The sequence below is a fragment of the Candidatus Puniceispirillum marinum IMCC1322 genome (assembly GCF_000024465.1).
GTDB classification, from domain to species: domain Bacteria; phylum Pseudomonadota; class Alphaproteobacteria; order Puniceispirillales; family Puniceispirillaceae; genus Puniceispirillum; species Puniceispirillum marinum.
In genome coordinates this window covers 394,166-409,232 of sequence record NC_014010.1, presented here as the reverse complement: position 1 = coordinate 409,232, position 15,067 = coordinate 394,166, and the positions used below count along the sequence as shown (strand labels likewise).

Below are 15,067 nucleotides of genomic sequence, written 5' to 3'. Positions count from 1 at the left end.
TTATGATGATGCCAGTTCAATCAAAGAAGGCTTTTCATGCAGTTCACATATACGCCCTTTGGTAAGCTTGTCGAAGTTCAAGTTGTCGGCAACTACTACAACATCATCAATGAAGACGGCGACTCCGTATCGATCAATCACGTCAAATACATGCGAAGCCCAGAGTTTCTAACAAAACTTCAGGAGCTGGTTGGTCACGATGTTGTCTACCGTTCCAGCGTTGGTAATTTCAGCGATGGCGTATATTCACGAAAAGATTGGTTCACAGACGTATTCCTTGATGATGGCTTATCAGCCGGATGGCCTAAAGAAGGCGATGATCAAGCAGTTGAGTCATTGATGGACGCTAGGCTTGCTCTAAGAAGAGCAAAGCAAAAAGCCGAAGCCGACGCCGCTGAACTGGAAGTTATGAAGACGCAGTTGAATTTCGAAAAGCGTATTGAAGACATGGGATACACGCAATTTCGTAAGATGCTGAACACGGACAAAGATTTCACTGACTCATATAGACGTTATGTCTTGTGGAAAAACGAACGTGGCAGAACGCCTCAAGAGCGTGAAACGTACCCACAGGACAAAAAGGATTTTGAAAGCCTCCCGCCACTGATTGAACAAGGGTTCGAATGGCGTGTCTTGGGTACACTTCAGTCATTTGTTGAAGATGACAACGGAACAATCAAGGTTGTCACTTCTGAAGCCACCATCTACTTTGCATTTCCAAAGCATATCTATTACCGCAAGCTCATAGCTGACAAGTTGGACTTGATGCTGAGACAGCCTGTTTGGGCATTAATCAACGACGAAGATCATACAAAAGATATCCGTTTCATCGACATCACAATTCACGACCAAGAAGACTTGGACTTTTTGATTTCATACAAAAGTCTGATCGAAATAGAGACACAACCAGAACTAGCGGCAAAATTAAGTGCCAGAGCTGAAAGGCTGACTCTCCTTGATGGTGTGGTAAGCGAACAAGCAATGGAAATTCAGTTACTGACACCGACTGATGATGAACTTGTTCTATTTTTCAACAACGAAATCAGACCTTGGAGACCTGAAGGGAGGGATGCCTACATAGAAGGACGTAAGGCAGACCCAGAATTCAAAAGAATGTATGATCATTATAAGGTAAGACGCGAAGCCGCTAATGGTAATAATGAGACCTTGTTTCTTACAGAGCATCCAATCAAAGATGTTGAAAACTACAATTGGATAGAATTACCCGCTGGTTTTGAACTTGATTGGAACGAAGAAGATGATGACCTTGTTGTCTTCTATCCTAAAGGGGACGTCCGACGTTGGAAGTACAACGCCAATGCTTCTAGGCCAACAGTGTCGGGCGTAAAAGCAAAAGATGTCTTAAATAGAAGTATGAACCGCAAGCTGATGACGTTTGGGAATTTGCCTATCTATATGTTTGCAAATGATGATGGCGAATTCGTTGAAGTTACTTTGAACGACGGTTCTCTTGAAGCTGGTGAGCTTAATCCATTAGTCAATTATGAAGATACAGAACCAAAGTCTATTTTAGACAACAAGATCAGAAGATTTGCTATGGGCAAGAACCAAGAGTTAGCTGATCTTGAGGAGAAGTATGAAGAGACCGAAAGATACAATGCCGGAATACCAGAAGACAAACGCTTACAACAAGAAGAATGGGCGGAAATGGTTTCAGACAGAATTGATGAATTAATCAACGCTGGAAAACGTTCATATCTGGTTGTTGGCATGGCTGTGATTGAAAGTAGATATAAGCACATCCCAACCCACACAGATGCGACACTAGCTGTACGTTGCGGCATCAACATGAGTAAAAGTTCAAAGCTTATTATGGCCGTCCACGACCAGCATTATAAAAACGGTAAGCCACTCAGAAACATGGTTGAGGCCACAGTGTACCGCAATGCAAAGGATGAACATGGTTTTGAAATGACTGTCGCGTTAGGCTTGAGTGATTACGAAACTTATAATGGTGAAATCTTTATTCCGACTGCATGGGACATCGGTGACAGCAGACTGTTATCAAAACTAAAGAAACTTGGTTATAAAAGTGAGCAAAGAAACAGTAAGAAGTATCCGATAAGTTATTTCCTAGATTTACACAAACGTGCAATGGAATTGGTCAGACAGGAAGATAGGGAAAATCTAGCTGGAAATAAGTGAGGGCGAGAAAACAGTCACTATAGACTGTTACTCTCACCCTCTAAGGGCTTTCGCCCTCATTTAAGCGTTTTCCACTCAACGTGCACATCGGTGGACTTACATCCTGAACATATGTTTTTTATTCATATTAATCAATAGTCGGTAAACATACGATTTCCACGACTGCCTACCTAAGGGAACTATGGACACCCTGAATACCGATTTCGATGACTATAATATATGACTTGAAATAAGGTAGACCAAAGTCACTAAAGACATAAGTGACACCAAGATTTTCACTTGTACATTGCGTGTCTTTTTCCGATAGCCGGACGACAGGCCGTTAGTGATCGCTAGTCTACTTGGGTCGAAAGATTGATCATTCATGTCTTATGCCTTTGTTGACGAGGAAAGGTTAACTCAAGGTTCGATGCTTACATACACGTCCAGATTTGTAACGAAGTATCTTGGACATGTGCCGCAAAAGTCTTTTCAAGCATGTCCCGATTTGTAACGAAGAAATCCGACCTCATTCCAATAAATTTCTGACGACTGGCTAATGTCATCTAATGCTGCCCATGTTTGGCATCGTGATCTCATATCACTTGCCCTTTTGCCAGCATCGATATCCATACATATCAGTCACTTACGTTATTTGACCCAAGAATTTTGGTTCCATACGGCCAAAAACGACCCCCAGTGGGTCAAAATCTAATCCAATTTCAAAAAGTGGTTAAAGGGTTGGTCTTGTTGTTGTTGTTGTCTGACCTTTCAACGCAGAGTCCCGCCCACGAAACCCAAAGGAACCTATCCTCATGGCACTAGAAACCGGAGTCTATATAGATAGCCTCAACGCCAATAACCCAGTGGCAACTGATGGCATCAGTCAAGCAGATGACCATTTGCGCTTAATCAAATCTACCGTCAAATCCTCATTCCCATCAGTAGCTGGCGCAGTCAATGCGACGCACACGGAAATTAATACGGCTTGTGACGGATCAACTTCAGCCACTTCAACCACTCTGGTTGATGCTGACAGGGTTGTAGTAAACGACAACGGAACAATGGTTCAGACCGCGATGTCTGACGTAAAAACCTACATGGAAAGCAATCTGAATATCACTGCTTCCAACATTGCTACCAATGCTGTCACCGCCAGTGAACTAGCAGACAATGCGGTAGATACTGCCGCTATCGCGGATGGTTCCATAACAGCCGCAAAGCTGGCTTCAGGGGCTGTAGGCGGCACTGGTTTCTTCGCTGGTATGGTTATGCCATATGGCGGCAACACCGCCCCAACTGGGTGGCTGATGATGTATGGTCAAGCCATATCAAGAACAACCTACGCTGACCTATTCCAAGCAATTGGCACAACATACGGTGCTGGTGATGGAACCAATTCGTTCAACGTCCCCGACCTACGCGGAAGAACAATCGCTGGTCAAGATGACATGGGCGGAGGTGGTTCAGCCAACCGACTTACATCACCAATCAACGGCGATACTTTAGGTGCGACAGGCGGCTCAGAGAGCCACACGCTATCTGAAGCTGAACTACCAGCACACACGCATGGCGGTGGTGGTACTATCAGTATTCCTGTTGGAGAGAACAACACACAGCCAAACAATGTATCTGGACTTGTTTCTGTTACTTCATCAGGAAACCCAGCAACATATACAGTCTCAGGAACTTCAGGCTCTGTCGGTTCAGGCACAGCCCATAACAACGTACAGCCAACCATTATTCTAAACTACATCATCAAGACATAACAAAGGAGTATCCTATGACAATTGTCTGGACTCTACTCCTGACTGTCTGTTCCGCAGATGTTTGCGTAAATCAGGAAGTCGAATTTTTCCGCACAGAAAAAGAATGTGTGAAAATGCAGATGTTCTATGACTCAATGCCCAAGGACGGAGACTGGGACAGCATCGATTACAGATGTACAGTCATCGGGGGCTTTGAAATATGAGCATTATCCCCATCCGTGATCTAGGTTCATCTGGCGTCATCACTGACCTTGCCCCATATAATTTGCCGATTAACGCTTATTCAACTGGCATCAATGTCAGGTTCGATGAAGCTAAAGCCAGTCGGGCACCTGTATTCAGAACAGTCAAAGCCAGTCTAGGTTTTGACCCACGTTTCACATACGGAGTCACGTCAGCCACTGGCTACGATACCGTCTTACTTATATCTGACGCATTTGCGATCCACGAATATGCAAACGGTTCAACCAACAATCGATCTGGTTCCATATCAGCATCGAGCGACCCACGCCCATTCACTGGCACCTCTCTTGCTGATGTCGTCTATCTCAATCGACTAGATCGCGTTCCTGTATATAGAGACAGCGGCGGTACAAACTTTGCTGACCTTACGAACTGGGATGCCAACTGGCGTACAGCTAGCCTAAGAAGCTTTGGTGATTTCCTACTTGGTCTGAACATGACTGAAGGTTCAACCAATTACCCAAATCGGGTGAGGTGGTCGAACATAGTCACAGCCAACACGATCCCGGATAGCTGGGATGCTACCGATACAACGAAATCTGCTGGTTTCAACGATCTGGTGCAGATGCAAACTGAAATCGTTGACGGACAACCATTAGGCTCCAACTTCATAATCTACAGCCAGTCTGAAGTATTCCTTATGGAGTTCGTTGGCGGCACATTCATATTCAACTTCAGACCTTTGTTTTCCGACGCCGGACTAATTAATCAAAACTGTGTTGTCGAAGTCGAAGGGAAGCATTTCTGTTTCGGCAATCGGGACATCTATGTCCACGATGGAACATCCAAGCAATCCATATGCGATGAGCGGGTGAAAAACTTCATTTACCAAGGTTTGAACCATCAGAACGCTAATAGGTTCTTTGTCCAGCACAACGAAACGCTGAACGAAATCTACTTCTGCTATCAAAGTGGTGATCAATATGTCGCTTTTCCAAATGCCGACAGATGTAATCGTGCGGCTGTCTTTAATTATAAGAACAGCACATGGTCATTCATGGACTTGCCTAATGTATCGGGTGGCACGACAGCGAATGTCAATTCTGTAACGACGTATGCTAACGCCACTGGGCTGACTTATGCCCTTGTCGGCGGCTCATACTACGATCAGGAAGATAACTTTGATCGCCACACCTTAATGGTAGGCGAGGACGACACAACAGACGGTATCACTAGCGACAAGCTATATGGTGTCGATCTATCTGATGCTGGGCGTCTTACTTTCCAACTAGATACCGAAGCCACCAAAGCTCCATTGCTAGAACGCACTGGCATTGATCTGGACGAGGCTGGATCAGCCGCATCAAATTATGTCGTTGTGACAAGGCTCTTCCCACAGGCTGACACGACGAATACATCAGACACCACACTGACATTCAACTTCGGTGCAAGCGATATCCCAAGTGGAAACGTGACCTACGGATCAGCCGTGACTTACGATATAGCCACGGATCATAAAATCGACACTAGGGCAGCGGGTAGATATTTGAGCTACAAACTGACTCTGGCTAGCGATGATTACAAAGACTTTGAACTGTCAGGATTTGATCTGGATATCACGGCGACAGGAGCTAGATAATGGCTCTGTCAGACAAAACTAATCAACTCATCACCAAATATACACGACGCCAGTATCCAGAACTAGAGAATGGCGTCCGTCTTTACATCCAAGAAGAGTTTAGACGAATAGAACAATCACTAAGCACGGTAGGCGACGCCTCTATCCAAGTAGCCGAAGCCCCACCAGCAAACCCAGTCAAAGGCATGGTGCGTTATGCAGTCAGTCCGTGGAACCCTCTCAACAACGGTTACAATGGTCTGGTTGTCTACAACGGCACAGCTTGGGTTGCTGTCTAAAACATAGGAAAATAACAACATGGATATCGGAACAATAGCGGCCATAGCTGGACCAGTAATTGGCGGCATGATGGGCAACAAAGCGTCAAAACGTGATGCGGCGGCTCAAAATTACGCCACAATGATGAACGCTCGCGCCTACGAAGATGCTCGCCCATACATCAAAGATATGTATTCAGGTGGAACAGACGCTCTGAATAATGCCCTTGGTATCGGTGCCTATAGCGGCTCAACATTTGCCGGAATGAACCCAGTAGCCAGAGAAGGCTTTGACTACATGACCCAGTTTGGTCGTGATCGAATGGGTAATGCTCAAGGCTTTATGGGAGCAGGGGGCGGCTTTGGATCAAACTTTGGAAGAATATATGACCGTGCGGCTGGTCCGACATTAGATAATGCAATCGGATATGCGACAAGCTCACCTCAAGCATCATCCCTAATCGATGCGGCTATGCGGGACAGCACAAGACAACTGAATGAACAGACTATGCCCGGAATAAACATGGCGGCTTCTGGTTCAGGCAATACTAGATCATCAAGAGCTGGTGTCGCAGAGGCCATTGCCCAAAGATCATATGATGACCGTCGTGCTGATGTTGGTGCTGATGTCTACAAAGGTCTGGTTGATCGATACATTAGCTCTAACAATTCCGACATCAACAACATGATGAATGCCAATGCTGGATTGAAGAATACCTATGGTATTGGCTTCGGTATGGGCGGTCAGATTGGAGACATGCTTACAAAGTCAGGCAATGCGTTCCAGACTAACCAACAAGGCTTCCTTGATGCTGAACGTGATGCGTTTGTTCGTGATCGTGATTTTGCCATGAATAAATATGGCGACTACAACACCAAGATTTTAGGACGTGCGCCTCAGTCCAGTAACCAAGCACCAAACTATAACAACCCATATACAGCCACTATGGGTGGTGCAATGGCTGGATTTGGTCTTGGAAAGGGTTTCGCAGATATGTTCACAAAACCAGCTACTGGCTTTGTCGATCCTAATACTGGCTACTATAATTCATTCAACCCAACGCCTACAGTTGGCGTGTCGAGTTATTACTGATCATGAGCAACCTCGGTATCCTTAATGACTCATCGATACCAATGCCCATACTTCTGGATGCGATCCAGTTTTCTGAAACAGGACATTTAAGTCCTGACAAAGCTAGGGTCGCAGTTAGCAAAAAAGACGCTATCGGGACTATGCAATTCTTGCGTAAGAACCTTCACGATATGGGTTACGGTATGCCCCGCAACATATCCGTCGAAGATGTACAAGACCCAACAAAAGCTAGACAACTAGCTGGCAAATACATCACCGGATATACAAATCACCATCAGTTCAGGACTCCATTGGAGCAAATGGTCGCCTACAATTGGGGACCTGATAATGCGAAAAACTGGATATCTGAAGGTTCTGACATAAGCAAACTGCCCAAAGAAACTCGCGACTATATCTCAAGAGCGGCTTCTTTTCTTCAGACAGCACAAACAGGAAATAACGAAATGACCATGAACAACGATGGCTATGGCTTGATGCGTCAGCTTGGATATAGCGAAGCGCAGATCGCTGATGCAAAGCGAAGAGGCGTTCCGGCGGAATACTTTGACGCTGTCTCTGGCTTTAATAAGACAAATGCTTCAACCCAGCCAGCTTTGGACATGACTACAAGAAATCAGCCAGTCACAACCAATCAAGTTGAAACCCCTTTGCCAATTCTGTCCACTAGACAAAATGCAGTGGCGTCACAGCCTTCAAATAACCCAACCGCTATTTTATCGAGGGCTTCAAACACACCAAGTGGAACCGTCTCTGACAACTCACCATCTATTATATCTCGCATTGGCAATGCCGTAGTTGGTACAGCAAATGCTAGCGATATAAACACAAATCAGGTTCAAGAACCATTTGTCAGAGAACCAATCCTAGATGCTGGTCTCCAGACTGTATCTGCATATTCAGGTCCTATAACTGGAAACCGTCGTGACAAAAGCATGATGGCCATGCCATCTGATAAAATCGGACTGAATGAAGCTATGATCAGGATTGGTGGCAATATATTAGGCGCATCTCGCGATGGTGGTATGGCGGCATTGAATGCTGGAACAAACACCTTTGGCGACATTCAAGATTACAATCGAACTATGGCACTAGAAGCCTATGACAGGTCTTTAGATGCCAGTGCCACAAATGCCGCAGATACTAATGAAGCTATCATGCAAGTCTCCAAATATGACGAGACACTGGATAACTTTGAAAAAGCATCTGGCTTCTTTGGCGCAGGGCAACCCGGATTGACCGGATTGGTGCAAGGCACAATAGGCTCATTCTGGGACAGAACAGTCGGTGATAGCGATAAAGCCGCAAAACGTTTGCTTCTGGAACGTCTGCGTGTAGACGATTTGTTGTTGAGGATCGCACAGACCAAAGGTGCAATCTCAAACAAAGAGATGGAAATCTTCGCACAGCCAGCTCCTAAGATGACTGACGATGACGGTCTGTGGGAACGCTGGATCGATCAGAGAATTGAAGCAATACGAACAGTCAGAAACAACCTAGCCGCTATCAACCAACTGCCTTCAAGGCAGGGTTCAAGTGGTGGTTCAGTGAGTCCAAATGCAGCTGCCGTACCAATTACTGATGCACAACAGGACTTGCTCAACAAGTACAAATAGAAGACAGGAGCTTAACGCATGGCCACTATTGAAATGAGCCAGCTAATGGCCGCGCTTGAAAAAGCAGATGCCGCTGGTAACACTGAAGACGCCAAGCGCATAGCCACTATTATCAACGATGCAATGAACCCAAAGGACGATAGCCTACTTACAGGAATGGCAAACAGCGCACTCCGCATAGGCAAGGGTCTGGTCGATTTGCCTCAAACACTTGTAGAAGCCGCAACTGGTATCGAAGACCCAAGTTTACTTGTTGGAAACAATCAGAAAGGTTTTCAGCTTAGTGATCTGACAACGATGCCCAGATTTGTTTCTAACGAAGAAGCAAAAAACGAAGGTTACACTGAAAACCCATTTGGCTTCAGCGGTGATGAATTTGCCAACGCATCCAAGTTCATTCAGGAAAAACAGAATGAGCTGAATTATACTCCAAAAGTTCCGTGGGATACCGTTAAGGAAAACCCAACAGCGGAAAACATTCTGGCCTTCATGGGTGAGGGAGCTATCACTTCTTTGCCGGATATGGGTGCCGCACTTGTCAGCGCACCTTCTTACTTCCTGTCATACATTGCACCTATCGCCCAAAAGCGAGCAGAGAATGATGGCGGACGTCCAGTTAATCCTTCAGACATTGCATTTGCGTCTGTCGCATCAGCAGGGATTGCAACCGCTGAAAGATTAGGCGCAAAAGGTATCTTCGGCAAATCTGCCGGAAATGTTGTGACCAAACCACTGAAAGCTGGCGTAAAAGAAGCCACAACTGAAGCAATACAAAACCCATTACAATATGCTGGTGAAAGTGTTGGAACAGAAGCTGGCTTTGATACGGCTGAAGCCGCTGATCAAACTCTTCAGGGATTTGTCGGCGGAGCTGGAGCTGGTACTGGTCTTCGTGCCGGAGCAGATACAGTCAAAGGCACAGTCAATCTAGCTAAGAAAACAGTGCCTGACTCAGCTACTCCACAAGATGGAGATGCGGCGGCAGACTTTGCTCGCGATCTCAACACGGTTGTTGAAGCTGACGGATTTGATCTTAATGACGTCGATCCATCATCAACAGAAGGTGCTAGAGGCGCAATCGACTCCGTCCATGTCAATTATACCGAACAGATGAAGACCCTGATTGACGCACTCAAAAAGCAACTCAATCTAACTGATACAGACCCAGACGCTGTCCGCATGGACAAGACCTTTGCAAATGCCGCTTTCCGTAAAGGCAGAAACAAGACCAAGAACACAGTCGGATCAAAAGATATGAAGGCTGTAGAAGACTTGGTTGGTAACACAGCCGAAGGACAACAGCTTCTAGCTTTGCTTCGCAAGACAAACGAGATGACCAGAGTCCACAATGCTGGACTGAAGGGCGGCGTTTCTCGCGTCACTGACGTACTCAACCCATTTGAGAACAATTCAGGATATAGCAACTCAAGAAACATCGTAGCACCATTGATTGGAGCTGGATCGGCTGGAGCGGCTATAGGCACTGGCGGTTTGTCAGCAATACCTCAAGTCGCCGCTGTATTAGGCGGACGAGGCATTGATGCAATGACCGGACGCAGAAGTCGGGTTGCTAAGTTTATCAGAGACAACCAACGCAATCAGGGTATCAACAGTCCAAAAAGACCGTCTGTGATAGCCGGAAACATTGCGCTAGCTGAACAGAAGCAAAAACAGGACTTAGCAAATAGAACTAATCGTGAGCAAGAAAACAGACGATTAAACCAAGCTAACGCCCAGCCCACGCCTAATTCGCCTCAGGATACAATGCAACAAGCAACAGGCTTGGACAAAAGAGGCGTCGCTGACATCATCAATATTATTGAACGCCAGACAGCTAACCCAGCCGTCACAAGAGCGATCAAAGAATATCGTATCAGCATAGACACTGGCGGTGCAGTCACCAACGACATGCTTTCACCATTGATCAGAGCTGTGAACCAGTTGGTCGATAGTGATCAACGACTATCAGATAAAAGGGTTGCTGAACCAGTTCGTCAGCAAACTGAAGAAGTGACATCTGACGTTGATCAGAAAGTCAGAAAAGGCATTGAAGAAAACCGGAAGGTTTTGGAAAGACTTCGCAAGGAAGTCAACGACAACAATTCAATCGCTCTATCTGATAAAGCGGTTCTCCAGAATGCACTGACTGATCTTAGCTCCAATCTTGGACAGCGACCAGTTGAGGCTGCCCTAGAAATTGTGACAAATGCTGAACAATCATTGCGAAAGCCTGAATTGGCAGAGAAGCACCTTTTGCCATATGTCGAGCGTGTAGCTAGACAACAGAAGGATAAGCAACGTGACCAGTCAGCGTAAAGCTAGAGCCAAATCACCGACAAAAGTTGGTCAGGGTGAGGCTCCACATAAAGCACCAAAGAAAAACTATTTCTCGACCTTGATGGAAACACCAGAAGGTCGGGAACTCAGAAAGCAGTGGTCAACAAAACCACGCAAGAACGGCGGACGCCCCAAAGGTGTCCCCGACGGATTTAGGAAGCATCAGATCGAACCAATTCGTGATGCGGCAAAAAAGGAAGCAGAAAAAGTGGTGAATATAATGACAGAGAAATACGGTATCGAAGATGGATACGCTAAAGAGGCTTTGACCACAGCGGTTGAAGTCATGCGTGTTCCTGGAGAGACGCGAGAAAGGTTAGCGGCGGCTCGTCTAGTCTTAGACTTTACGAAGCAGAAGCCAGTAGCCAAATCAGAAGTCAGCATAGGCAAAGCTGAAGAATTTCTTAGCAGTCTCCTAGAGGATGATGGACAAGAAACTACAGGCAGTTAGAAAACGCCTGTTTGAAGAGTTTCCTTTCTATGCAAAATCCGCACTTAAAATCCGCACCAAAGAAGGTAAAGTTGCCCCGCTCAAATTAAACGCGGCGCAGAAAATCCTCGATGATGCGGTGGCAAAGCAAATCCAGACTGAAGGCAAGGTTCGTGTCATCATTCTGAAAGCTCGTCAACAAGGACTATCCACCTACACTGGTGGCTTTCTTTATCATTCAGTTTCACAACAAAAAGCCAAAAAGGCGATGGTCATTACACACCACGCTGACTCAACTCGTGCACTTTTTGACATGACCAAGAGGTATCATGAACACTGTCCCGAAATACTTAGGCCGCACACCAAATACTCAAGCAGACGAGAGCTGTCTTTTGATGTTTTGGACTCCAGCTATGTCGTTGCGACAGCGGGTGGTGACAGCGTGGGTAGAGGTGAAACGCTTACTCACGTCCATGCGTCTGAACTAGCCTTTTGGCCAAAATCGACAGCATTGGACATTTGGAACGGTCTTACTCAAGCAGTACCAAACACCAAAGGCACTGCTATCTTTGTGGAAAGCACGGCCAATGGTGTGACTGGCATTTACTTTGATTTATGGAAGGGTGCTTGTGAAGGCACCAATGGTTTCATCCCAGTCTTCATTCCGTGGTTTACCGACCCCGAATACCGTGAACCAGTAACTGACAACTTTGAACGGACTCCTGAAGAAGAAGACCTGATCGACAAATACGACCTCGATGATGAACAGCTAATGTTCAGAAGACGGAAGATAGCCCAGAACGGCATCGATCTTTTCAATCAGGAATATCCGGCAGAGCCAGAGTCCGCGTTCCTTAATACTGGACGCCCAGTGTTTAATCCGGAACAGCTTCAAGAATGCCTGACAAATACAAAAGACGTCAAAGAACGACTTGCATTGGAAGATGGCGAGTTTGTCAACAACAGACGAGGGGAGCTGACTACCTACATCAATCACGACGAAGGAGAGAACTATGTCATTGGCGCAGATAGCTCTATGGGTCTCCGCAATGGAGACTATTCCGTCGCACAAGTCTTGGACTCTAAAAAGCGACAAGTTGCAACATGGCGAGGCCATGTCCATCCCGACTATTTCGCAGAAGTCCTTAAAGCGTTGGGTGAATTCTTCAACGAAGCATTCATCATTGTCGAAAACAACAGCCACGGAATACTGACATGCACAAGATTGATCAAGGATATGGCATACCCAAATGCTTACCTAGAAACACAGATAGACAAACTGACTGACAGAGAAACAGTCAAGTTAGGCTTCACCACAACAGCCAAGACCAAGCCATTGATCATCGATCAGCTTCGCGCCGCTATGCGTGAAGGCGAAATCGAATTGAACGACAAAGTCACAATCCGCGAAATGCTTACCTACATCGTCACCGAAACAGGCGCGATGGAGGCCGAAGCCAGTTGCTTTGATGACTGTGTGATGGCTCTTGCCCTTGCCAATCATGTGCATGAGGGAGCGTGGGAACCAGTCGAAACTCCAGCCGAATTATACATTGAAATGGTATGACCAAATGACAAAAGAATATCAAAAGCTAGATGATAGCGAAATCATCAAGCTGGTTGAGGATAATATCAAGACTTCGGTTGGATACTACGACAGCCAGCTATCCAGAGAACGCAAGAAAGTTCAGGATTACTATCAGGCCAAACTGCCAAAGCCAGCTCACGACGGAAACTCAAAGTATGTATCTCAGGATGTCTATAATGCTGTCCAGTCGATGCAAGCGGCACTTCTTGAGACCTTCGCCGCTGGAAACCGCATAGTTAAGTTTGCCCCACAAGGACCAGAAGACGTCCAATTGGCCGCTGTATGCTCAAATTATACAGACTTCGTGTTGTTCCGTCAGAATGACGGTTTCAATGTGTTTTCGACAGTCATCCATGACGGCCTTATGGCCAGAGTAGGATGTGCAAAAGTATTCTGGAGCCAGAGTGAAGAAATCGACGAAGAAGAGTTTGAGTCCATCACTCAAGACCAGCTTGATATGCTATTGGCTCAAGACGATGTCGATCTTATAGACAGCTCCACTGACGATGTGGGAATGGTGTCCGGCACAATAGGTGTGACAAGAGACACATCACAAGTTGTCATTGAGACCATCCCACCAGAAGAGCTGATCGTCGAAGCCCAATGCAAATCTTTGGAAGAAAGTACATTCTCAGCCCATAGAACACGCAAGACTTTAAGCGAATTGCGCGAGATGTACCCAGACTCAGACAAGCTTGACGACATTGGTGACCATGAAGATGTCGAAATGGAAACCGACCCCGAAATCCTAGCTAGACACGATGGTGTCAGTGAAAATAGAGGTTTCTCAAGCCACGGATATCAAGATCAAGTAAGGCATATCCTCTGCTATGAGGCTTATATCATGCTTGATGTTGAGGGCAGCGGAATAGCCAAACTTCATAAAGTGACAAAGGCCGGAAACGTTCTATTGGACATTGAAGAAGTGAAAAGACGTCCATTCGTGACCTTTTGCCCATTGCCTATCCCACATGCTTTCTATGGTTCAAACTTTGCGGAGAAACTGTGCGCGACCCAAAACGCCCGAACTGTCCTTACACGCTCAATTCTAGATCACGCCATGATCACCAACAATCCAAGATACATGGTGGTCAAAGGTGGACTTTCAAACCCACGAGAGTTGATCGACAATCGGGTAGGCGGACTGGTCAATGTATCACGTCCGGACGCCATCTCAGCAATGCCACAAGCTCCACTGAACCCATTCGTGTTCCAGACGCTTCAGCAACTTGATCAGGACTTGGAAGACAATACAGGCGTATCACGCTTGTCTCAGGGACTGAACAAAGACGCAATCTCAAAGCAAAACAGTGCGGCTATGGTTGAGCAATTAGCCACCATGAGTCAGCAACGCCAGAAGATACTGGCACGACACTTTGCCCAATTCGTCAAATCGCTATTCCATGAAATCTATCGACTTGTCGTGGAAAACGAAGACCAACAAAAGATTGTTGAGATATCTGGCGCATATGTTGAAGTTGATCCACGTTCTTGGTCAGACAAAAGGGACGTGATGGTTGAGCTGAAACTAGGGTATGGCGAACAGGATGCAGAAGCCCAGAAGATGCTGGCACTCCATACGCTCTTCAGCCAAGACCCGAATATCCAGCCAATGTACGGCATGGAAAATCGCTTTGCGATGCTCAAGAAAATTCTGGAACAACAAGGCATATTGAATGTCGAAGAGTTCCTGACGCCACCACAGATGCTCCAGCCCCCACAGCCAGACCCAGCCGCAGAAATGCAAGCTCAGATGGCTATGAAGCAAATGGAACTTCAAGAGCGTCAAACCGCAGTTGCAGAAACCAAAGCAACTACAGATCAAGCAGTTGCCTTCGCCAAGCTAGAACTTGAACGCGAGAAAGCAACAGCAAGTCATGCTCTCCAGTCCGACAATATGGATTTGAAGGAAGAGCAGTTCACACACAAACAGCGCATTGACGAAGCTGAACTACAGGTTCTTCAGCGCACTGATGATGTCCGTGGGATAGCAAGCCCAACCGGATAAGAAAT

General features: G+C 46.2%; 10 protein-coding genes. All 10 read left to right on the top strand.

Annotation, left to right across the window (positions count from 1 at the left end):
- The first annotated feature begins 36 nt into the window (after nucleotides 1-36).
- The 10 genes from SAR116_RS01975 to SAR116_RS01925 all read left to right on the top strand — a co-directional run bounded on the left by SAR116_RS01975 (nucleotide 37) and on the right by SAR116_RS01925 (nucleotide 15,062).
- Nucleotides 37-2,166 (top strand): hypothetical protein, encoded by a 2,130-nt coding sequence (locus tag SAR116_RS01975; protein ID WP_013045258.1) that lies wholly within the window; start codon nucleotides 37-39, stop codon nucleotides 2,164-2,166.
- Nucleotides 2,167-2,960: 794 nt separating this feature from the next.
- Nucleotides 2,961-3,914, top strand: a complete 954-nt coding sequence (locus tag SAR116_RS13115; RefSeq protein WP_049757466.1) for a phage tail protein — start codon at nucleotides 2,961-2,963, stop codon at nucleotides 3,912-3,914.
- A gap of 199 nt (nucleotides 3,915-4,113) precedes the next feature.
- Nucleotides 4,114-5,736, top strand: a complete 1,623-nt coding sequence (locus SAR116_RS01960; RefSeq protein ID WP_013045255.1) for a hypothetical protein — start codon at nucleotides 4,114-4,116, stop codon at nucleotides 5,734-5,736.
- Nucleotides 5,736-6,014 (top strand): hypothetical protein, encoded by a 279-nt coding sequence (locus SAR116_RS01955; protein WP_041860710.1) that lies wholly within the window; start codon nucleotides 5,736-5,738, stop codon nucleotides 6,012-6,014. The genes SAR116_RS01960 and SAR116_RS01955 overlap by 1 nt, the downstream gene beginning before the upstream one ends.
- Before the next feature lie 19 nt (nucleotides 6,015-6,033).
- Nucleotides 6,034-7,086: a hypothetical protein gene (locus tag SAR116_RS01950; RefSeq protein ID WP_013045254.1), complete on the top strand. Its 1,053-nt coding sequence runs from the start codon at nucleotides 6,034-6,036 to the stop codon at nucleotides 7,084-7,086.
- A 2-nt stretch (nucleotides 7,087-7,088) separates the two neighbouring features.
- A complete protein-coding gene (locus tag SAR116_RS01945) occupies nucleotides 7,089-8,699 on the top strand; it encodes a lytic transglycosylase domain-containing protein (RefSeq protein WP_041860709.1) in 1,611 nt (536 codons plus the stop codon).
- A gap of 18 nt (nucleotides 8,700-8,717) precedes the next feature.
- A complete protein-coding gene (locus SAR116_RS01940; RefSeq protein WP_013045252.1) occupies nucleotides 8,718-11,015 on the top strand; it encodes a hypothetical protein in 2,298 nt (765 codons plus the stop codon).
- Nucleotides 10,999-11,487, top strand: coding sequence for a hypothetical protein (locus tag SAR116_RS01935; RefSeq protein ID WP_013045251.1), 489 nt, complete (start codon nucleotides 10,999-11,001; stop codon nucleotides 11,485-11,487). The genes SAR116_RS01940 and SAR116_RS01935 overlap by 17 nt, the downstream gene beginning before the upstream one ends.
- Nucleotides 11,459-13,033: a terminase large subunit gene (locus tag SAR116_RS13110; RefSeq protein WP_013045250.1), complete on the top strand. Its 1,575-nt coding sequence runs from the start codon at nucleotides 11,459-11,461 to the stop codon at nucleotides 13,031-13,033. Before SAR116_RS01935 ends, SAR116_RS13110 begins: the two co-directional genes overlap by 29 nt.
- A 4-nt stretch (nucleotides 13,034-13,037) precedes the next feature.
- Nucleotides 13,038-15,062, top strand: a complete 2,025-nt coding sequence (locus tag SAR116_RS01925) for a portal protein (protein WP_041860708.1) — start codon at nucleotides 13,038-13,040, stop codon at nucleotides 15,060-15,062.
- Nucleotides 15,063-15,067 lie beyond the last annotated feature (5 nt).